Here is a 20537-nt window from a genome sequence, read left to right on the forward strand (position 1 = left end):
TTCCTCCTATCACACTTTTTCCATGCCAGGCATGTTTGACTTATCGATTTTTGTTTTTATTTTCCGTATCTCTTCTACTGCAGCCGCGCTGTAATCATATGGAGACGAACCTTCCCTGTCCGCTTCCATAATTTCCGGGTTGTAGTGGACCATGCCCAGAAGATCCTCCGGGGGGATACGGTCCTGTATGAATGCCTCATCTTTTTCGTCGCGTACTTTGTTTGCCACGACATGAACCTGATGAACGCCAAGCTCTTCGGCCAGACGTTTGACATTCTTATAGGTCTGAATACTTCTTGCACCCGGCTCGATGACTACGATGAACATATCCATGCCCTCAGTCGTTCCTCTTCCCAGATGCTCAAGGCCTGCTTCCATGTCGAGGATGACAACATCCCCTCTGTGAAGGACCAGGCTGTTGATGATTCTCCGCAGCATCACATGCTCCGGGCAGACACAGCCGCTTCCGGCCGTCTCCACGGTGCCAAGCGTCAGGAGTTTGACTCCATTGTACTCTTTGCTGTATTTATCGGGGATATCACTTACTCTCGGATTTATCTTGTAAAACCGGTTGTCTGCACTTGCCTCGGTGCGCTCTTCGATCAGTTTTCTCATTTTGGTAATCGGAACGATCGAATCGAGGATTTCTTCCGGAAATCCAAGCGCAAGGCCCAGATTGGCATCCGGATCGACATCTGCAGCCAGAACCGGATGGCCTTCTTCTGCATAAAGTCTTGCAAGGGTCGCTGCGATGGTTGTTTTTCCTACGCCACCCTTTCCAGTTACTGCTATTTTCATTTTACACCTTTTCACTTCAAAAAGGGCGGTCTCTTTTTACGTCAGGGACCGCCCTGTCCTTTTTATACGCCGAGTGCGGCACGTTTCTCTTCGATTCGTGCGAGCATTGCATCGCCCAGCTTGTCGATGTCTTTTTCTACTGTGTAAGCTGCCTCAACCCAGTCGCGGACACCGTTGGTCAGGAGTCCTGTTACCTCAGTGGATCCGGATACATACGGCTCTACGCCAAGGTAAGTATCGATACCGGTTGCTACAACATAGTTTCCGATGGAAACTGCTTTCTCAGACATCCACTCCGGAGCACATCCGACAACCGGAAGCTGGGAAATATTGACATTACCGATTTTAGCAAGTTCTGCTACAAGAACCATCATACGGGAGATATCAACACAGGATCCCATGTGGAGTACCGGCGGGATATCAGCCAGCTCGCAGACACGTTTCAGACCTGCACCGCAGAGATCTTTAGCACGTTTGTCCATCAGACCTGCTCTTGCTGCTGCCTGTGCAGAGCATCCGGAAGCAACGATGATAACGTCGTGCGCGATCAGCTTCTTCATCAGCTCGATGTGAGCGGTGTCCGGACGGACTTTCGGGTTGTTGCATCCTACCATGGCAACTGCACCGCGGATAACGCCGGATGCCACACACTGCCACAGCGGCATCAGAGTTCCGGTCTGGTCAACCTGGGAATTGGTTACTTTATCCAGAGTCTTGATGATGGACTCAAAAGAGTATCCAACGGTTGCTTTCTGCTTCATATGCGGGATATGTACCAGCTCCGGTTTCCGGTTTTTAAAGTTTTCAATTGCCATTTTTACGATGGCTTTTGCATTCTCACCTGCTGTTTTTGCGTTGAAACGAATGTATTCTGCATCCGGCATCTGCGCAATCGGGCTGGTGGTAACGAATTTAGTATGGAAACATTTGCTTAAAGGTCCAAGGGCCGGGAAAATACACTGTACGTCAACAACGATGGCCTCGCAGGCACCGGTCAGTACCACGTTTTCCTGCTGCAGGAAGTTACCTGCCATCGGCACGCCGCGGCGCATTGCTACTTCATTGGAAGTACAGCAGACACCTGCCACGTTGATTCCCTTTGCTCCCATTTCTTTTGCATATGCGATCATCTCCGGATCGTCTGCGTATTCGCAGATCATCTCGGAAAGTGACGGATCATGGCCATGAACGATGATATTTACTTCATCTTCTTTCATAACACCAAGGTTTGCCTCGGTTTCGATCGGCTTTGGAGTTCCGAACAGTACGTCAGAGAACTCGGTACCCATCATGGAGCCGCCCCATCCATCGGAAAGTCCGGAACGAAGGGACTGGCGAACGAGTGCTTCCGGAAGGGAAGAACATCCCATATGAGTCATATGAAGAGAACATGCAACCTCACGGTCAATCGCACGCGGTGCGATTTCTTCTCTCTCCCAGATTTCCTGTGTGTGCTGCGGAGCACGTTTCAGGAATCTCTGTGTTCCGAACGGTTTACCATACTCCATCAGAGCCAGCTCGGACATCTCATGTGCCAGATCGTAAATATCTTTTCCTTCTGTCTCTACGCCCCACTCTTTTGCGATACGGATCAGTTTCTCCGGATCTTTTACTTTGTAGTTTCCGTTTGGATCAGCCTCATGCAGTGTGTGGCAGATCTCACGGCCATGATCGGAATGTGTTGCGGAACCGCCTGCTGTAAAGCGCAGGAAGTTACGTCCTACAATACCGTGTACATCGCATCCGCAGATTCCTCTCGGTGCCTTTGGTGTAATACGGCAAGGTCCCATCGTACAGATACGGCAGCAGGTTCCCTGCTCACCGAATTTACAGTGCGGGGTCTGGTTTTTTACACGAAACTGCCATGCGTCAGCGCCAACCTTTGCACCATTTTCCAGGAGCTCATTCGTGGCCTGTTCGAATTCTTCTACGCTTGTTAATTTGAATTCGCTCATCTTGTCCTCCTCAAGATTGTATTTTAATATTTTTATGGTAAAAACATCCTCCCATGGGGGATATTTTACTTTTGAAATATCCCTCCGTCTGCAGCGTGTACAAAGCGGAGGGCAGATTCTCTGTTTTTATAAATCAAGGTTTTCTACGATTTTCTTTAATGCCGCGCGTACCGGAGAGTCTTCCGGCAGACGTACGGTTGGTTTTCCGTCACAGTCATATTCATAAACCTGATCATCGTGCGGAACAACGCCAAGGAGAGTTAATCCCTGTTTTTCAATTTCCTCACGGGTTCCCTCATTTAACACGCCATTCGGCGCACGGTTTACGATCAGTCCTACCTGCTTCGGCTTCATATCGCATTCTTTGATCAGCTCCGCGATTCTCGCAGCGGCCTGTACTCCTCTTCTTGAGCAGTCACTGACCAAAATAGCTGTATCCATTCCCGGAAGTATACCACGGCTGATATGCTCCATGCCTGCCTCGTTATCCACAACCATGAAGGGGTAATTCGGATACAGCTTTGCAAGCTGATTCTGCAGAAGTCCATTGACGAAGCAGTAGCAGCCTTTTCCCTGTGTTCTTCCCATCACAAGCAGGTCAAAATCATCTTCCTCAGTCAGAGCGCCTGCAAATTTAAATTCCGCATAATCTGCCTTGCTCATACCTGCCGGAATCGGGTTTTTGGATGCCATCTCTGCACGGGCAATCTCCTCCCGGATATCTCCAAGGGTAGCTTCTACTTCTACACCGAGTACCTCATTCAGGTTTGAGTTTGCGTCCGCATCAACTGCAAGAACAGGACCTTTTCCTGACTCGCAGAGATACTGGATCAGCAAGCCGCATAATGTTGTTTTTCCAACGCCGCCTTTTCCGGCGACAGCTATTACGTGTGCCATAAAAATCGGATGCCTCCCAAATTCAAGTAATTAATTCATTAAACCAGTGTGCAAAGGCCGGATCTGTCGATGATTTCAGATACGTCTTTCCATTTATTCAGTGCATACAGATGAATTCCATTGACACCGAGTGCACGGTATGCATCAATCTGTTTTACGGTATATTCGATACCCTCTTCTTTGAACTCTGCAACTTTCTTGTCGTAGAATACGTCGAACGGTTTGCCCTCTGCATCTTTTGCTGCAAATGGGTTCGGGAACAGCCAGTGTCTGGAGATCATTCTGGAAAGCTCTCTGTCCATAACACAGCCGTTTCTGGAAAGTGCCATGTTGATGGTAGCTGCCTGATCCAGGATCGGCATAACTCCAACGTCTACCGGCATGGTGATTCCTGCTTTACGGATTGCATCGAGCCAGTATTTGAACTGCTCCATATCCCAGCAGAGCTGTGTCATGATGTAGTCTGCTCCGTTGTCCTGTTTCTGTTTCAGAACTGCGATATCAGACTCCAGACTTCTGCAGGAGATGTGGCCTTCCGGTGAACCTGCAACAGCGATTTCAAATTTATCGCCGTAGGTATCACGTACGAATTTTACAAGATCGGTAGCATAGTCAAAGTCACCACAGGTTGTAGTCTCACCAAGCGGAATATCTCCGCGCAGTGCCAGCATATGGTCTACGCCGTCAGCCAGATACTGATCCAGCTGCTCTTTGATTCCTTCTTTTGTGTTTTTGATAACGGTGAAATGAGTAACCGGTGTAGTTCCGGCATTTTTGATCATCTGACATACTTCACGGTTTGCTCCGACATTTCCGCCGCCTGCTCCATATGTACAGGAAATGTAAGACGGGTTGTACTTCATCAGGTGGTCGATGGTACCCGGCAGATTCTGCAGTCCCTTCTCTGTCTTTGGCGGGAACAGCTCAAAAGACAGAAGAGTCTTGTTTTTCATCTCTTCTGAAAGTTTCATAATTCAATTTACCTCCGCTTTAATATGATATATTCCTATTCTAAGTCCCGGTTCGCTTGTTCTGTTTGTTCCGATTTGCAGAACCCGGGGGCCTAAAACCGCTTTTATAGAATAACTGGTTCCGTCAACCAATTATCATTCACAGTCCAGCTCTACAATGCTGTTCGCAAGATCTACCATTTTGATCTTACCCTGCAGTCTGATCTCCTCACCCATGATGTCACGGATCAGAACGTATTCTCCATCGACATCGATGCGGCTCACATTTTTACAGACAACTGTGTTTTCCGGATTTTTGTATACCGTTGCAAGGCACATAGCTTACGCCTCCTCTACTTAACTTCTTTCAAATGCTCTTTTACAAGTGTCAGTGCAAGGGACAGGCGCATATTGCCTTTCTGGAAATCGGATACTCCCTCCCTGATCTGTTTTGCGGCGTCCGCCATTCCGGCTTTTTCCAGTTTGTCGGCCATCTCGTCGAGTTCTGCTGCGTGATGTTCATTGTGCTGCAACATATAGGTTAAAAGGGCAAGATTCTCGTCCTTGCATTTTTCTTCGGAACCGCATGCATTGCAGGCATGTCCGCAGTCTTCTCCCTCGTGATGATGGTCATGGTGATGATGGTGCTCGTCGTGAGCTCCGTGCGGAATGGGATTTCCATTCTCGTCATATAATAAATGCATAATATGGCCTCCTCTGTCCCTGGTATTTTCCTCTGCCGTCCGTTTCGTCCGCTTTTGTTTTCCTGAAACATCCTGCAGATTGTACAGGGAATGATAAATAAATATCAATTCAAGTTTATTATACTCTATTTCATGCACAAAATCAATACAGCCTCCACAAAATTTCTGTACAATTCGCCGTACAGGCCGTCCTGGCATCCTTCTTTTTTCTTGCGTGGCTTGTTATTTTTTTTCATTTCCCGATTGTGTTAAACTTTTTTAATATATTTGGTCTGATTTCTTTAAATTTTCATGTTATACTAAACATAATTATGAGAGAAATACGGCAGAATCTTTTTTTGATTCAAGATACGGAGGGTTTTTATGGCACTTTCTATTCCAACCATCACATTGAACGACGGCAGAGCGATGCCGCTTCTGGGGCTTGGCACTTACAAATCGACAGAAAAAGAGGCAGAAAAAGCAATTGTCACCGCGGCAAAATACGGCTACCGTCTGATCGATACCGCCTCCTCCTATAAAAACGAGGACAGCATCGGCCGCGGGATCCGCGCAAGCGGAATTCCGCGGGAAAATTTTTTTATTACCACAAAGGTATGGAATACCGCGCAGCGGGTCGGTGATATCGAAGGTGCCTTCAACCGCAGCCTCGACCGTCTCCGTCTCGACTACGTTGATCTTTACCTGATTCACTGGCCGGTGCCGGGCTGCTACCCGGAGACGTGGCGCGCACTCGAAAAAATCCGCGAATCCGGGCGTGCAAAATCGATCGGCGTCAGCAACTTCGAGGAGCCGCACCTTACCGCCCTCTTTGAATTTTCCGGCGTCATCCCGGCCGTCAACCAGATCGAATGCCATCCGCTCTGGAACCGGAAACCGCTCATCGCTTTCTGCCGTTCACATGGAATCGCCGTTCAAGCGTATGCGCCGCTCGCAAGAGGTCTTTATCTGAACCGTGAGATTATGCAGCAGCTGGCAGAAAAGTATGTACGCACTGAAGCACAGATCGGCCTCCGCTACCTCGTCCAGCAGGGCATCAGTGTCATCCCGAAATCGACACAGCCGGACCGCATTTTTGCCAACGCGGATGTCTTCGACTTCGAACTTTCTGAAGCCGACATGGCGCTCATCGACACGATGGACGAACAGCTCCGCTCTGCTTCCATACCGGATGACCTGCTGTAACTGCGGATTCACAGCAAAAGCAGCACAGAAAATCTGTTTCTTTCCGTTTCAGATTTCTGTGCTGCTTTTTCTGTTTCTCTTTATTTCGAGGATACCATCCAGTCTGCTGCAGGTGCAGATCCAGTCCCCCATTGCTTCGGCTTCTTCTAAATCATGCGTGACCAGAAGCATCGTTTTTTCTTTTCCTTTTCTGCGGATATAGTTCATCGTTTTCTTTTTCGTCCCCGCATCCAGTCCCCTGAACGGCTCATCCAAAAGGAGGAAATCTGCGTCCATGCGCATGGCCCGCAGAACCGCCACCCGCTGGCGCATGCCGCCCGACAGTTCCGATACAGCCTGGTTTTCACAGCCCGAAAGGCCGAGTTCCTCCATCTCCTCCACAAGATGACGGGAGCTTCTTTTTTCTTTTCCAAACATGCGGCGCCTTACCGCGAGCTGGATATTGGCTGCAGCTGTCAGTTCTTCTGCCAGCCGCGGTTCCTGAAAAACCATACTTTTTCTTAAGGCTTCCAGTCCCCCGATTTTTCCGCCGTCCGCCTGCTCCAGGCCTGCCAGAATCCGCAGCAGGGTTGTCTTTCCAGCCCCGGAAGGAGCCATCAGACAGGTCACTGCTCCTTTTTTCAGTTCCATCGTAAGATTCGAAAAAATAACGTGTTCTCCATACGCTTTTTTCAGATGGCAGATTTCAATCGTATCTTCTCTCATTTCATCACCAGCATCCTTTTTTCTGCAAGATCCATTCCTTTTAAAACAGCTTTTTCGAGACAGAAGCTGGCGTACACGATCGCTGCCGTCCAGGCAAAGAGTCCCGGTGTGTCGAGATATATTTTTGCCTGATACAGATGCTCTCCGATGGATCGGTTCGGAATGCCGATTACTTCTGCTGCCGTTCCGGCCTTCCAGCAAAGGCCGAGGGAAAGTGAACATCCCGTCCGGATATATGGGTACAGCTGCGGCAGGATCACCCAGCGCAGCCGCACCGGCCGCGGAACCTGAAAAACGTCTGTCATCTCCAAAAGCGCTGTGTCCAGTTCCCGTAGGCCGTTCCGCGTGTTTGTATACAGGATCGGAAATACCATCAGAAACGAAATCACAACCGAAAGATTCTTCGAAGAAACCCAGATCAGGATCAGAATCACAAAAGAAGCGACCGGCACTGCTTTCACTGCTGCAACCAGCGGCGTCAGGAGTTCTTCTGCAATGGAAAACCGACCGGCAAGTGCAGCTCCTGCAATTCCCGCCGCCGCACCAAGAAGGAATCCGGCTCCGATGCGTGCTCCGGAAAACAGCAGGGACTGCCAGAAGACCGGTTCTGTTACAAGCGTAAAAAGGCGTTTCAAAACAGCAGCAGGAGATGCCAGAAGGATCTCCTGCCCGACAAAAACGCTTACCGCCTGCCAGATCATAAGCCAGAACACGATCGGCCAGCGCTTCGTTTTTCTCTGTTTCTCTTTTTTGTTTTTATTCGGAATAATAGAAGTCATCTCCTGGAAGTTCTCCTCCGACTGCCTCCGGGTTCTGGTCTTTGAGTACACCGAGATAACCGGAAAGCTTCTCTTTCATCTCATCACCGGTGATGCAGACAATGTTGCATGCCGGAAGCGCTTTCTTTGCGACTGCCTCCGGAACAATGTCATAATCCCCGATCAGTTTTGCCGCCTCATCAGTGTTTTCGGTTACGTAGGATACGGATGCCTGGTAAGCTTCCATGAAGTCTGCAACTGCTTCCGGATGCTCCTTGGCAAAGGCAGTGCGCACAACGGTAACACCTGTCACCAGTGTGCTCGCCGTTCCTTCGGACTCCTGGATTTTGTTCCATTCTTCGGTCAGGTCAAGTGCGGTGCGCAGCGTTTCTTTTTTCGTCTGTGCCGTCGTTACAAACGGCTGCGGCAGCATGGCGATTCCATCGGCATCTTCTGCAAGTGCTGCCACGCACTCGGCGTGTTCGCTCTTCCACTCGATCGTTACGTCCTCACCCGGTACGAGGCCGTTCTTTTCGAGGATATAATTCAAAGCATACTCCGGAGTTGCACCTTTGCCGCCCGCATAAATGGTTCTGCCTTTCAGATCCGCAATGGAATGTACGGTATCGCCGTCCTCGACGATATAAAGGACACCGAGCGTATTGACTGCGAGCACCTGCACGCCGCCGTTTGTCTTGTTGTAGAGTACGCTTGCAAGGTTCGCCGGAACTGCGGCGATATCCACCTCTCCCTGTACCAGTTTTGCGCTGACCTCATCCGGGGCAGCGGCAAGTTCAAACGTGTCCGCAGGTGACTCTTTGCTGTCGTTATCGCTCATCATTTTTACCATTCCCATGCTGGTCGGTCCTTTTAATGCAAGCACATGGACCAGTGTCTCATCTTCTGTTTCCGATGCCGCTGTGCTGCTCTCCGTCTTTGTCTCTGTCTGGCCGCATCCTGCAAACAGAAGTACCATTGCAAGAATCGCTGCCGCAAAGCCCATCTTTCTTTTCTTTTTCACTTTTGTCTCCACCTTGCTGTTCTTTTTAGTCTACCAGCTTGTCCAGTTCTTTTACATATTCTGTCTGGCTGGAAATCTTGTGTTTTGCCTGCGCCGCATATTTGTTGACTGCCGCCTGCGACTTTTTGATTGACTGCATCGTGCCGGCTCCTGCCACGCATCCGCCCGGACAGGCCATGCCTTCGAGAAGATAACCGTTGTACTTTCCGGCCTTTGCCATTGTCAGCAGTTTCCGGCATTCCTTCAGACCTTCTGCATTTGCCATCTTGATTTCGCGGTCCGGGTATTTTTCACGGATTACATTTTCCACAGATTTTGCAACGCCGCCGGAGACAGCAAAGTTTCTTCCGTCCACCGATGCATCGCTGACGCCGTCCGGATCTTCCTCAAGTGCACTCACATCTACCTGGCGCGCATCGAAAATGCCCGACATCTCTTCAAACGTCAGAACGAAGTCCACCTCACTGCGGACAGACCGGCGCATGGCCTCCAGTTTTTTCGCCGCACACGGTCCGACAAAGACAACCTTCGCATTCGGATTGTGTTTCTTGATCAGACGCGCCGTCAGCGTCATCGGGGTCAGTGCCATCGAGATACAGTTAGCGTAATCCGGGAACAGTTTCTTCGCCATTACAGACCAGGCCGGACAGCAGGATGTCGCCATAAACGGCAGTTTCTCCGGAACTTCGTTCACAAAATCCTCTGCCTCCTGTGCCGCACAGAGATCCGCTCCGATCGCAACTTCAAAGACATCCGCAAAGCCGAGCTTTTTCATCGCCGCACGCAGTTTTCCAGGCGTTACTTTCGGTCCGAACTGGCCGACAAACGCCGGTGCCAGCGCTGCATAGACGCGCTCTCCCGACTGGATCGCACGGATTACCTGGAAGATCTGGGATTTGTCCGAAATAGCGCCGAACGGGCAGTTGACGAGACACTGGCCGCAGGATACACATTTCTCGTAATCGATATCCGCTTTTCCGTTCTCATCTGAACCGATGGCATCCATTCCGCAGGCTCTCGCACACGGACGCTCCTGAATGATAATAGCCTGGTATCCGCATACCTTGGCACACTGACCACATTTGACGCATTTATCCTGATCAATATAGGATCGTCCATTGGTGCGGTCCAGCGTAATGGCCTTTTTCGGACAGACTTCCACGCACGGATGTGCAAGACATCCCTGACATCCCTCCGTGATCAGAACCCGTTTTTCATGACAGGCGTTGCATGCAAATTTGATGACATTAATGAGCGGCGGTGTATAATATGTCTCCGCCTGATCCGCCAGTTTGATATTGTCCGAGATCGGGGCGTGCTCTGCCGCGCTTCTGCACGGAAGTCCCATTGCAAGGCGAAGCCGCTCTCCTACAATCGCCCGCTCCAGAAACACATCATTTCTAAAATTTCCGACCTCACCGGGAATTACACGGTAAGGAATTTCTTCGATCGTCTTTTCCACCGGGGAGTTCACGTCATACGCCATTTTTGCAACTTCCGTAAAAATGGCATGGCGGATTTCCTGAATTCTTGTTTCTACTCCTCTCATTCTTTCTTCCTCCTGCTGTATTTTCCTCCGCATCTTTTCAGTTAAAATTATTCCGCTTTCTATTACTATACTTGATTTCGAAAGTATTGTCATCTTTTTCCCGTATTTTTGCTGAAAAATTTCGGTCTGCACAAAAAAAGAACCTGCCGTCTCTGTATCATTTCACAGAAGTGACAGGTTTCTTATTTTTACCGCTCCCAGAGATCCGGGGCGAGTTCGTCTTTTTTCATACGCTGCATCAGTTCATCCACAGCCTGTTTCGGGTTTTTGTTTTCAAACAGAACCTGATTGACTGCCTGAATGATCGGCGTTTCGATTCCGAATTTTTTCGACAGGGTAAGACCCGCTTTTGCGGAATAGACGCCCTCGACGATCATCTGAACCTCATCCATCGCCTGCTGCATCGTTCTGCCCTGGCCGATCAGGTATCCGGCTTTCCGGTTCCGGCTGTGAACGGAAGCACACGTTACAATCAGGTCGCCGATACCGGAAAGACCGTAGAAGGTTTCCGCATGGGCACCCATCGCCGTGCCGAGCCGTGCAATTTCCGCGATCCCGCGGGTAATCAGAGCCGCTTTCGTATTGTCGCCGTAGCCAAGACCATCCGCCGTTCCGGCTGCCAGTGCGATGACATTTTTCAGAGCTCCGCCAAGTTCAATTCCCGTGATGTCCGGGCTTGTGTAAACGCGGAAGACCGGACTCATGAACACATTCTGCACATACAGTGCGCTCTCGCGGTCATGCGCGCCGACAACGATCGTGGTCGGCAGGCCGCGGCCGACTTCCTCTGCGTGGCTCGGTCCGGAGAGAACAACGACATTCGCTCCCGGCACTTCCTCCTCGATGATCTGAGACATCGTCATCAGGGTATCGGCTTCCACGCCTTTTGCCACATTGACGATGAGCTGGCCGTCCGGAATATCCGCCGCATACTTTTTACATGTGGTTCGCACGTACGGGGATGCTTTTGCCATCACAAGGATGTCCTGTCCGGAAAGGGAGCCGCGCACATCGCAGGTGAACTTCATTTCATCCGGCAGTCTTACGCCCGGAAGCTTCGTCAGATGCTCTCTGTGTTCCTTTAAGCTCTCAATTTCCTTTTCATTTTCCGAGCAGATCGTCACGTCATGCCCGTTGTTGCAGAGCAGGAGGCCGAGGGCAGTTCCCCAGCTTCCTGCTCCGATGATGCTAATCTTTGCCATATTTTATTTCTCCGACTTTTTGGATAAATACGTTTTCCGCTCTGTTCCCGCGATGAGACGCTTGATGTTTGCACGGTGCTCCCAGAAGGCAAGCACGGCAAGAAGTGCGATCACCACGTACATCTCATAGAGATACGGCGGTTCTAGCGCAAAGCAGCCCGCCTGTCCCATGATAACGGCCATTGCAAAAAAGACAACGTAAACCATCATGGAACCGAGGGAAACATAGTGTGTTACTGCAAGATTCAGGAAAAACAGCGCTGCACAGACCAGCGTGATTCTCCAGTCAAACGAGATAATCAGACCCGCGGTCGCAGCGATTCCTTTTCCGCCGCGGAAGCCTAAGTAAAACGGGAAGTTGTGGCCGAGAATCGTTCCGGCCGCAGCATACACCGTCAGCAGTTTCAGCATTTCCGGGTGCGATGCACCGAAGATCAGGCGTACCGTCAGGACCGCCAGAATGCATTTGATGCAGTCGCCGGCAAGCGTGATGGCGCCTGCTTTTTTCCCTAAAGTCCGGAGCGCGTTGGTCGTTCCTGCGTTTCCGCTGCCGTGTTCCCGGATATCAATTCCCTTCGTCCTTCCATAAATATATGAGGTCTGAAAAAGGCCAAATGCGTATCCGATCAAAAGGCATATGATCCGTACCATAACTCTTTACTGCTCCTTCTCTTTTCGTTCTCTGATGATGAATTTCAGCGGTGTGCCGCGGAAGCCGAACGACTCTCTGATTTTATTCTCCAGATATCGAACGTAGGAGAAATGCATCAGTTCTTTGTCGTTGACGAAAATAACAAATGTCGGCGGTTTGACCGAAACCTGTGTCATGTAGTAGATTTTCAGTCGTTTTCCACGGTCTGACGGCGGCTGCTGCATTGCCATTGCCTCGGTCAGAATCTCGTTCAGGACACCGGTCTGTACGCGCAGGTTCTGGTACTGCAGAACCATGTCGATCGTCTCGAACAGCTTCGGAAGACGCTGTCCTGTCTTCGCAGAGATGAAAAGAAGCTCTGCGTACGGCATGTAAGCCAGTGTATTTCTTACTTTTTCGGTAAAGCGGTAGATCGTCTTGTCATCTTTTTCCAAGGCATCCCATTTATTTACCGCAATGATCATACCTTTTCCACGCTCATGGGCGATACCGGCAATTTTGGCATCCTGCTCGGTGACACCCTCGGTTGCATCGATCAGAAGAACGACGACATCTGCGCGCTCTACGGCAGATACTGTACGGATGATGCTGTACCGCTCCAGCTCCTCTTTGATCTTGTTTTTCTTTCGAAGACCTGCGGTATCGATGAAAATATATTCATTTCCATTGTGCATGATCGTGGTATCGATCGCATCGCGCGTCGTTCCGGCGATATCAGATACGATGACACGGTTCGAGCCCAGCAGTTTGTTGACCAGGGAGGATTTTCCGACGTTCGGTTTTCCGACAATGGCGATGCGCGGAATCTCGCTCTCCTCCTCGTTTTCCATCTCCGGATCAAAGTATCCTGTCACCTCATCGAGCATATCGCCGATGCCGAGCTTTCCGGATGCGGAAATGGCGTGCGGCTCTCCGATGCCGAGGTTATAGAATTCATAAACATCCATCATCTGACGGTCGAAGTTGTCGACTTTGTTGACCACCAGCACAACCGGCTTGCGGCTTCTTCTGAGCATATCAGCTACTTTTGCATCGGCATCTACAAGGCCCTGACGGACGTCAGTGATGAAGATGATGACATTTGCGGTATCAATGGCGATCTGCGCCTGGTCTCTCATCTGGGAGAGAATGATATCTTTGGATTCCGGTTCAATACCGCCGGTGTCTACCAGCGTAAATTTGTGGTTCAGCCACTCCACGTCGGCATAAATACGGTCACGGGTTACACCCGGTGTGTCTTTTACAATCGAAATATTGTCTCCGGCTAATACATTAAACAGGGTGGATTTACCCACGTTCGGCCGGCCCACAATTGCTACAATCGGCTTGCTCATACATTGTTCTCCTTCTGTGTATCGTCTCCTGGTTTTCCTCCACAACGGCTTTCACCAGGTCGCTGCCCGGCTCATCGATAATCTGTACCGGTGTTTTCAGGCGCTCTTCCACCTCTTCCACCGTCACATCGTCGAGAAAGACGTTTTTTCCCGAACGGAGCATGTTGCACGGAAGCAGCAGGCAGTCGCCAAGATCTCTTCCCTCTAACTGCTCCATCAGATCCTTTCCGGTAATCAGACCGGATACGGTAATGGATTCTCCAAAGAAATAGTTGATAATCGTGACAACCTCCGCCTGTACATTCGGATATTTTTCACGAATTTTCTGCATGTGTTTTTCCAACGACGGCGCCGCAGCTTTTCCGGTCGCAATCGTTACATGGCGGTGACGGTCGTCCCCTTCTCGTTTCGAAAGTTCTTCCGCAACCTCGTCCTCCAGAAGCCGGAGCATTCCCACTCCGTTTTCCAGCTGGATATAGCCATCGTAATTTTCCTCCTCCGGGATCGGCTCTCCCGCCAGCAGATACCATTCATCACCAGCATGGATAAAGTGAAGTCCCCACTGTTCATACAGCTTTTTCTGCCATTTGTGAATCGTGGCAAGAACTTCTTTTGCATCCTCCCTGGTAAACGGTTCCAGAGGCGCCAGTCCGTCGCGGTACTTCGAAAGTCCGACCGGGACAACCGAAACACTTTTCAGATGCGGCAGATATTTTGACAGATCCGAAATACTGCGCTCCAGCTCTGCGCCGTCGTTGTATCCCTTGCAGAGCACAATCTGTCCATTCATCTCGATTCCCGCCTCGTAAAGGCGCTGGACCTTCGGAAAGATATTGCCCGCAAAACGGTTGTGCAGCATTTTGCAGCGGAGCTCGGGGTTCGTTGTCTGGAACGAAATATTGATCGGTGCCAGATGGTAGCGGATAATCCGGTCGATATCGTGGTCGCTCATGTTGGTCAGTGTAATATAATTTCCCTGCAGGAAGGACAGACGCGAATCGTCATCCTTAAAATACAAGGTGGGACGCATTCCCGGCGGCATCTGATCGATGAAGCAGAAAATGCAGTTGTTGCTGCAGGAACGGTACTGATCCATGAACTCGTTCTCGAATGTGATGCCGATTTCCTCGTCATACTCTTTTTCGATTTCCAGGTCCCATTCCTCGCCGTCCTTTTTCCGGATCGTGAGTTCCAGATACGTGTCGTTGGTCTGGAAGTGGTAATCGAAGACGTCCTCGATAATTTCCCCGTTCACGCGGAGCAGTTCATCTCCCGGTTCGAGTTCCAGTTCTTCGGCAATACTGCCCGGTTCTATTGTCTTGATAATGTGTTTCGTCTTGTTTTTCACAGATCTTACGTTTTGGCCTTTCCATTTACTTCTTTATAACTTCTCTTTGCCCAGTAAAAAGCGTGCTTTTTTTGCATACCTTCCGGACATTCATCCATTATAATAACAACAACCTGCACAAAAAGCAAGGATTCTTTCGTTTTTTGCTTGACGCGCCCTTTCCCAAGATGATATAAATAGGAAGTAAATGGTTTGTAAAAAATGTCGATTACTGGAGGTTTGTATGGCTAATTTAGATTTACTTGAAAATTCCATTCCGGTTGCTCCGTTAAAGCTCGCAGCTCTGCCGGGCAGTATGGAAATGGCAAAAAAAGTTGATGCGTATCTGGTTCAGTTCCGTAAAGAGCTCGCCGAGCGCCGCAACGGGGTTTCCTTTTCCGGATATTCCGAGGATTCTTTTCTGATTGACTGCGAGTGCCCGCGTTTCGGTTCCGGCGAAGCAAAAGGAAAGATCAACGAATCCGTCCGCGGTGCCGATCTTTACATCCTGGTTGATGTCTGCAACTACAGCATCACCTACAAGGTCTGCGGCTACGAGAACCACATGTCACCGGATGACCATTATCAGGATCTGAAACGTATCATCGCTGCTGCAACAGGAAAAGCACACCGGATCAACGTAATCATGCCTTTCATTTATGAAGGAAGACAGCATAAGCGCACCAAACGTGAGTCTCTCGACTGCGCACTTGCTCTGCAGGAGCTGATGAACATGGGTGTTTCCAACTTTATCACCTTCGACGCACACGATCCTCGTGTCATGAACGCAATTCCGCTCGGCGGCTTTGACAACTTCATGCCAACCTACCAGTTTTTAAAAGCCCTTCTTCGTTCCGTTCCGGATCTGACGATCGACAACGATCATCTGATGATCATCAGCCCGGACGAGGGAGCGATGGCGCGTGCCGTATACTTCTCCAACGTGCTCGGCGTCGATATGGGTATGTTCTATAAGAGAAGAGATTACTCCACCATCGTAAACGGAAAGAACCCGATCGTGGCACATGAGTTTCTCGGCGATTCCGTAGCAGGAAAAGATGTTGTCATCATCGACGATATGATCTCCTCCGGTGAGAGTATGCTCGACGTTGCAAAACAGGTCAAAGAGCGCGGCGCTGACCACGTCTTTGTCTGCACCACCTTCGGCCTCTTCACCGATGGTCTGGAGAAATTCGATGCTTACTATGAGAAAGGCTATATCAGCAAAGTCATCACCACCGACCTGACCTACCGTACACCGGAACTCGTTTCCCGTCCTTGGTATGAGCCGGCTGAGATGAGCAAATATATGGCAAGCATCATCGATACGCTTAACCACGACGTATCCGTTGCAAAAGTACAGTCTACGACAGAGAAAATCAATAAGCTGCTGGCAAAACACAGATAATCGATTTTGTGTCCGCCGGATGCATACAGCAAAAAAACGGATCTGTTTTTTCCAGGTCCGTTTTTTGATGCTTTCTATTCTGTTTTCGATCCTGTTTTCAGACCAAGGAAAGGAATGCCGCGAGGTTTCCTCTTTTTCCCTTCGATGCACGGTGGGAATACAGGAAATCCGGGTTGCAGCAGGTGCAGAGGTTCGGCAGATGAATCTGCTTCTCCGGCACTCCTGCTGCAAGAAGGATCTGATGATTCGCCTCCCAGAGATTTAACTGGTATTTTCCATCTGGTTTTCCGTAGAACAGTTTCTCATGCAGTGTTTCCGGGAATGCTGCCCGGAACTCTTCGATCACGTCACCGCTCACCTCGTAGCAGTCCTGGCAGATCGACGGGCCGACGGCTGCGATCACATCTTTTGCTTCTGTTCCAAACCGTTCGTGCATCGCATCGAGCGTTGCCTGTCCCATCTTGTGGACCGTTCCACGCCAGCCGGAATGTGAAAGTCCAATTGCACGGTGCACCGGGTCGACAAAGTAGAGCGGCACGCAGTCCGCATAGAATGTCGCAAGTACGACGCCCGGCTCGTCAGTGATCATACCGTCAATATCATGAAAATCGCGGTCTCTTGTCACGCCGCTGCCGCAGTCTGCTTTCGTCACATAACGGACCTTCGTTGTGTGTGCCTGATCGGAGGTAACAATGTTTTCCACTTCAAACCCCGCCGCCTCACAGAATCTTCTGTAATTCTCCCGCACATTCGCCGGATCGTCGCCGCGCGAAAAGCTGAGATTCATGCTGGAAAGATGTTCCTTACTCACCCCGCCGATCCGTGTGGAAAATGCATGGCGGATGCCCTCAATTTTCTCAATCGCCGGCCAGGTCAGATAGACCACGCCGTTTTCCGCCTCGTTGACATGCATCGTTTTTTTATCGTTTTGTTTCCATTGAATTGGTATCATAAAAACTCCCTTCCTACCAGCCGCTCCCCTGATAATAAAACGCGTTCGCATAGACGCGGATCTCCTCCGGTGTCTCTGCCACGACATCGAAACGGCAGGGCACATCCATCGGGATCTGGTGGAGCATGCGGTAGTAATCTGCTGTTTTTGAAATTTTCTTCTGTTTCTTTCCATCCACGGCGCTTGTCGGGTCTCCGGCTGTCCGGCCGGTGCGGTATTTTACTTCGATAAAAATGTATGTGTCGTCCTGTTTTGCGATCAGGTCGATCTCACCGAAGCGGCACCGGAAATTCCGCACTAGGATGTGATATCCCAGGCTTTCCAGATATTCTGCCGCACGGCTCTCCTGTCTCGTTCCTACTTCCCGCTGGTTCAAATGCGATACCCTCTCCTTTTTTTGATGCAGTGCCTTTACACGAAATGGCCGATAAACGACTGCCGGTGGATCGGTGACGGGCCGATTTCTTTTAAAGCAGCGATATGCTCTGCCGAACCGTAGCCCTTGTTCGATGCAAAACCGTAGCCCGGAAGCACCTTGTCGTACTCTTCCATCAGGCGGTCCCTTGTCACCTTCGCAACAATACTTGCCGCCGCAATCGAAACACTCTTGGCATCTCCCTTGATGATCGGCACCTGGCGGATGTCCACCTGCGGGATTTTCACCGCATCGTTTAAGAGTACATCCGGCTTCACGGAAAGCTTGCTGATCGCCTCCCGCATCGCCTCGTACGTTGCCTGTAAAATATTGATCTCGTCGATCCGCGCCGGGGAGGCATAGCCGATGCCGACGGCCACTGCCTCGCGCATGATCACATCGTACAGCTCGTCGCGTTTTTTGGCCGTCAGCTGCTTGGAATCGTTCAGATACAGGATTTTACTGTCACGCGGCAGAATGACCGCACCTGCGACCACAGGGCCCGCCAGAGGGCCTCTTCCGACCTCGTCGATGCCGCAGATCCAGCCAAGATCCTCATATTTGTGTTCGTAGATCTTCATCTGTTCCGTGCGCTCGCGCTCTTTTTTTAAGGCCTCTTCCTGTTTCTGGTATTTTTGAATCAGATTTTGTACGCCGGCACGGGAATCCTCTTCATATTCCAGATAAAGGGCGGGCAGCTCCGTCTCCGAAGCTGCCGCAAAAATTTCCCGTATGGCGGATATCGATTGTTTTTTCTCTGTCATCGTTGTTCTCCGCATTTTTTATTTTGATAAATCCATTTATTCCGGTTTTTCCAGCGTGATTCTGCCGAGCTTTCCGCTCCGGAAATCATCCATCAGAAGCCGTGCTGCTTTTTCGTAATCGAGCTCATTTCCCTTTTTCAGGCAGCCGCGCACACGCGCAATCTCACCCAGGATTTCCACACGATCCGTCACACCTTCAAAGCCAAAGCGTTTCTCCAGCGTTCCCGGATACTCTGCCGTCAGATAATCGATGACGGACAGCGCCAGCTCCTCCACGTTCAGGATCTCATCGTTGATGGAACCGATCATCGCAAGATGCAGTCCCACCTGCTGGTCCTCAAACTTCGGCCACAGGATACCAGGTGTGTCCAGAAGCTCCAGCTGTTTGCTCAGACGGATCCATTGTTTTCCCTTCGTGACGCCCGGTTTGTTTCCGGTTTTCGCACAGGCTCTGCCCGCATACGCATTGATAAATGTCGATTTTCCGACGTTCGGAATACCGACAACCATCGCACGGACCGGACGGTTCAGGATGCCGCGTTTGCGGTCGCGCTCGATTTTCTCTTTGCAGGCCTCCTGTACGGCGCTGTTGATCGCTTTCATGCCGGCTCCGGAACGGGAATTGACCTTCACAACAGAATATCCCTTTCCCTTGAAATATTCCATCCAGGCATCGTTTCCGCGCTCATCGGCAAGGTCCGATTTGTTCAGCAGGATCAGCCGTGCTTTGTTCTTTCCAAGTTCATCTATATCCGGGTTGCGGCTCGCTGCAGGAACTCTCGCATCGACCAGCTCAATCATCAGGTCGATGAGCTTTAAGTCTTCCTGCATCTGTCTGCGGGCCTTCGTCATATGACCCGGGTACCACTGATAATTCATGTTTCTTCTCCTTCTATGCTGCGTTTACACGAAACCGATTTTCTTCCACGGCGAAATCGTAAACCAGAGCTTTCCGACAATGCGGTCCGAATCCACGAGTCCCATGCCGTTGTGGCGGCTGTCCTCGCTGTTGTTCCGGTTGTCGCCGAGCACAAAGTACTGTCCCTTCCCGACCGTGATCGGCTCGGAGGCAAGTCCCGCGTTTGTGATGGCCGGAAATTCATCTTTTTCATTATAGACTTCCCCGTTGATGAGGATCTGTCCGTCTTTGATCTGTACCGTCTCGCCCGGCAGCGCAATCACACGCTTGATGTGGATGCTCGCCTTCTTGTCCTCACTCGTCCGGAACGCGATGATATCCCCGCGTTTCGGAGAACTTAAGCGGTACCAGGCGGAGTCCATCAGCACACGCTCCCCCGGCACGAGAGTCGGCTCCATCGAGCCCTCCTGCACCACGACACTTCTGCAGAAAAACCAGGAAAATGCCGCCGCAAGAAGAATCGCTGCGATGATTTCCAGATTCCATACAAGCATGGAACGGATCTTTTTCTTGTAGAAATATTCTTTTACATATCTGGTATTCATACCCATAGTGTAATTCTCCGTAAGACAAAACCGGAGAAACACAATTGCTCATGTTCCTCCGGCCATCCTTTTAACGACTTATTATTTTACCAGCTCTTTCACTTTCGCTGCTTTACCAACACGGTCTCTTAAGTAGTTCAGTTTCGCACGTCTTACTTTACCACGTCTGATAACTTCTACTTTCTCAACGTTCGGAGAGTGTACCGGCCATGTTTTCTCAACGCCTACGCCGTTAGAGCTCTTACGAACAGTGAAGGTCTCTTTGCTTCCGCCGCCCTGTCTTTTCAGGACAACGCCTTCGAATACCTGGATACGCTCGCGGTTACCCTCTTTGATTTTACCGTAAACTTTAACGGTATCACCAACGCGGAACTCCGGTGCTTCTGCTTTTAACTGTGCATCTTCGATTTTCTTAATAATGTCGTTCATTTCTTTATCTCCTTTTTTTACCCTGGATGTTCTTAATGCCTTTTTGCAACAGCGGACCATCTCTTTAC

At 50.2% G+C, this 20537-nt stretch carries 22 protein-coding genes; 2 read left to right on the forward strand and 20 right to left on the reverse strand.

The window, feature by feature from the left end:
- Positions 1 to 9: 9 nt before the first annotated feature.
- From DW769_RS00675 to DW769_RS00700, 6 genes are all read right to left on the reverse strand, one after another.
- Positions 10 to 798 (reverse strand): ATP-binding protein, encoded by a 789-nt coding sequence (locus tag DW769_RS00675; RefSeq protein WP_022462428.1) that lies wholly within the window; start codon positions 796 to 798, stop codon positions 10 to 12.
- Positions 799 to 860: 62 nt separating this feature from the next.
- A complete protein-coding gene (gene cooS / locus DW769_RS00680) occupies positions 861 to 2753 on the reverse strand; it encodes an anaerobic carbon-monoxide dehydrogenase catalytic subunit (protein WP_117509048.1) in 1893 nt (630 codons plus the stop codon).
- Between the two features lie 126 nt (positions 2754 to 2879).
- Entirely contained in the window at positions 2880 to 3650 is a 771-nt protein-coding gene (locus tag DW769_RS00685) for an ATP-binding protein (RefSeq protein WP_022462430.1), read from the reverse strand.
- Between the two features lie 38 nt (positions 3651 to 3688).
- Positions 3689 to 4621, reverse strand: a complete 933-nt coding sequence (locus tag DW769_RS00690; protein ID WP_022462431.1) for a methylenetetrahydrofolate reductase — start codon at positions 4619 to 4621, stop codon at positions 3689 to 3691.
- Positions 4622 to 4756: 135 nt separating this feature from the next.
- Complete coding sequence (locus tag DW769_RS00695; protein WP_022462432.1) at positions 4757 to 4939, reverse strand: CooT family nickel-binding protein; 183 nt, start codon at positions 4937 to 4939, stop codon at positions 4757 to 4759.
- A gap of 14 nt (positions 4940 to 4953) precedes the next feature.
- Entirely contained in the window at positions 4954 to 5304 is a 351-nt protein-coding gene (locus DW769_RS00700) for a hypothetical protein (RefSeq protein WP_055218122.1), read from the reverse strand.
- Between the two features lie 363 nt (positions 5305 to 5667).
- On the opposite strand from DW769_RS00700, the gene DW769_RS00705 reads away from it, so the two are divergent.
- Complete coding sequence (locus DW769_RS00705) at positions 5668 to 6489, forward strand: aldo/keto reductase (protein WP_117509050.1); 822 nt, start codon at positions 5668 to 5670, stop codon at positions 6487 to 6489.
- Positions 6490 to 6537: 48 nt separating this feature from the next.
- On the opposite strand, the gene DW769_RS00710 is transcribed toward DW769_RS00705, so the two are convergent.
- The 8 genes from DW769_RS00710 to DW769_RS00745 form a co-directional block, all read right to left on the reverse strand.
- Positions 6538 to 7194 carry an ATP-binding cassette domain-containing protein gene (locus tag DW769_RS00710; protein ID WP_070100780.1) on the reverse strand — a complete coding sequence of 219 codons (657 nt, stop codon included), beginning with the start codon at positions 7192 to 7194 and terminating at the stop codon, positions 6538 to 6540.
- The gene (locus DW769_RS00715) at positions 7191 to 7973 is read right to left on the reverse strand and encodes an ABC transporter permease (protein WP_118749846.1); all 783 of its coding nucleotides are present in this window, start codon (positions 7971 to 7973) and stop codon (positions 7191 to 7193) included. Before DW769_RS00715 ends, DW769_RS00710 begins: the two co-directional genes overlap by 4 nt.
- On the reverse strand, positions 7951 to 8973 hold the full coding sequence (locus tag DW769_RS00720) for an ABC transporter substrate-binding protein (protein ID WP_022461522.1): 1023 nt from the start codon (positions 8971 to 8973) through the stop codon (positions 7951 to 7953). Before DW769_RS00720 ends, DW769_RS00715 begins: the two co-directional genes overlap by 23 nt.
- 25 nt (positions 8974 to 8998) lie before the next feature.
- Positions 8999 to 10522 carry a 4Fe-4S dicluster domain-containing protein gene (locus DW769_RS00725; protein ID WP_117800935.1) on the reverse strand — a complete coding sequence of 508 codons (1524 nt, stop codon included), beginning with the start codon at positions 10520 to 10522 and terminating at the stop codon, positions 8999 to 9001.
- 188 nt (positions 10523 to 10710) lie between these two features.
- Complete coding sequence (locus tag DW769_RS00730) at positions 10711 to 11724, reverse strand: NAD(P)H-dependent glycerol-3-phosphate dehydrogenase (RefSeq protein ID WP_118639897.1); 1014 nt, start codon at positions 11722 to 11724, stop codon at positions 10711 to 10713.
- A 3-nt stretch (positions 11725 to 11727) separates the two neighbouring features.
- Positions 11728 to 12375: a glycerol-3-phosphate 1-O-acyltransferase PlsY gene (plsY, locus tag DW769_RS00735; protein WP_117509053.1), complete on the reverse strand. Its 648-nt coding sequence runs from the start codon at positions 12373 to 12375 to the stop codon at positions 11728 to 11730.
- A 6-nt stretch (positions 12376 to 12381) separates the two neighbouring features.
- Positions 12382 to 13710 (reverse strand): ribosome biogenesis GTPase Der, encoded by a 1329-nt coding sequence (gene der, locus DW769_RS00740; RefSeq protein ID WP_022461518.1) that lies wholly within the window; start codon positions 13708 to 13710, stop codon positions 12382 to 12384.
- Positions 13664 to 15058 carry a DUF512 domain-containing protein gene (locus tag DW769_RS00745; RefSeq protein ID WP_117800929.1) on the reverse strand — a complete coding sequence of 465 codons (1395 nt, stop codon included), beginning with the start codon at positions 15056 to 15058 and terminating at the stop codon, positions 13664 to 13666. Before DW769_RS00745 ends, der begins: the two co-directional genes overlap by 47 nt.
- Positions 15059 to 15281: 223 nt before the next feature.
- On the opposite strand from DW769_RS00745, the gene DW769_RS00750 reads away from it, so the two are divergent.
- A complete protein-coding gene (locus DW769_RS00750; RefSeq protein WP_117509055.1) occupies positions 15282 to 16445 on the forward strand; it encodes a ribose-phosphate pyrophosphokinase in 1164 nt (387 codons plus the stop codon).
- A gap of 97 nt (positions 16446 to 16542) precedes the next feature.
- Here the strand turns inward: DW769_RS00750 and pgeF are convergent, their stop codons facing one another.
- From pgeF to rplS, 6 genes are all read right to left on the reverse strand, one after another.
- Complete coding sequence (pgeF, locus tag DW769_RS00755; RefSeq protein ID WP_055226466.1) at positions 16543 to 17397, reverse strand: peptidoglycan editing factor PgeF; 855 nt, start codon at positions 17395 to 17397, stop codon at positions 16543 to 16545.
- Positions 17398 to 17410: 13 nt separating this feature from the next.
- On the reverse strand, positions 17411 to 17773 hold the full coding sequence (locus DW769_RS00760) for a YraN family protein (RefSeq protein WP_022461514.1): 363 nt from the start codon (positions 17771 to 17773) through the stop codon (positions 17411 to 17413).
- A gap of 35 nt (positions 17774 to 17808) precedes the next feature.
- The gene (locus tag DW769_RS00765) at positions 17809 to 18576 is read right to left on the reverse strand and encodes a ribonuclease HII (protein ID WP_055266587.1); all 768 of its coding nucleotides are present in this window, start codon (positions 18574 to 18576) and stop codon (positions 17809 to 17811) included.
- Positions 18577 to 18612: 36 nt separating this feature from the next.
- On the reverse strand, positions 18613 to 19455 hold the full coding sequence (gene ylqF / locus DW769_RS00770) for a ribosome biogenesis GTPase YlqF (protein ID WP_022461512.1): 843 nt from the start codon (positions 19453 to 19455) through the stop codon (positions 18613 to 18615).
- A 24-nt stretch (positions 19456 to 19479) separates the two neighbouring features.
- Positions 19480 to 20046, reverse strand: a complete 567-nt coding sequence (lepB, locus tag DW769_RS00775) for a signal peptidase I (RefSeq protein ID WP_118639898.1) — start codon at positions 20044 to 20046, stop codon at positions 19480 to 19482.
- 75 nt (positions 20047 to 20121) lie between these two features.
- The gene (gene rplS, locus DW769_RS00780) at positions 20122 to 20469 is read right to left on the reverse strand and encodes a 50S ribosomal protein L19 (RefSeq protein ID WP_022461510.1); all 348 of its coding nucleotides are present in this window, start codon (positions 20467 to 20469) and stop codon (positions 20122 to 20124) included.
- Positions 20470 to 20537 lie beyond the last annotated feature (68 nt).

Origin of the sequence: Blautia sp. AM29-29, from assembly GCF_003480555.1 — a bacterium.
Classification (GTDB): domain Bacteria; phylum Bacillota; class Clostridia; order Lachnospirales; family Lachnospiraceae; genus Fusicatenibacter; species Fusicatenibacter saccharivorans.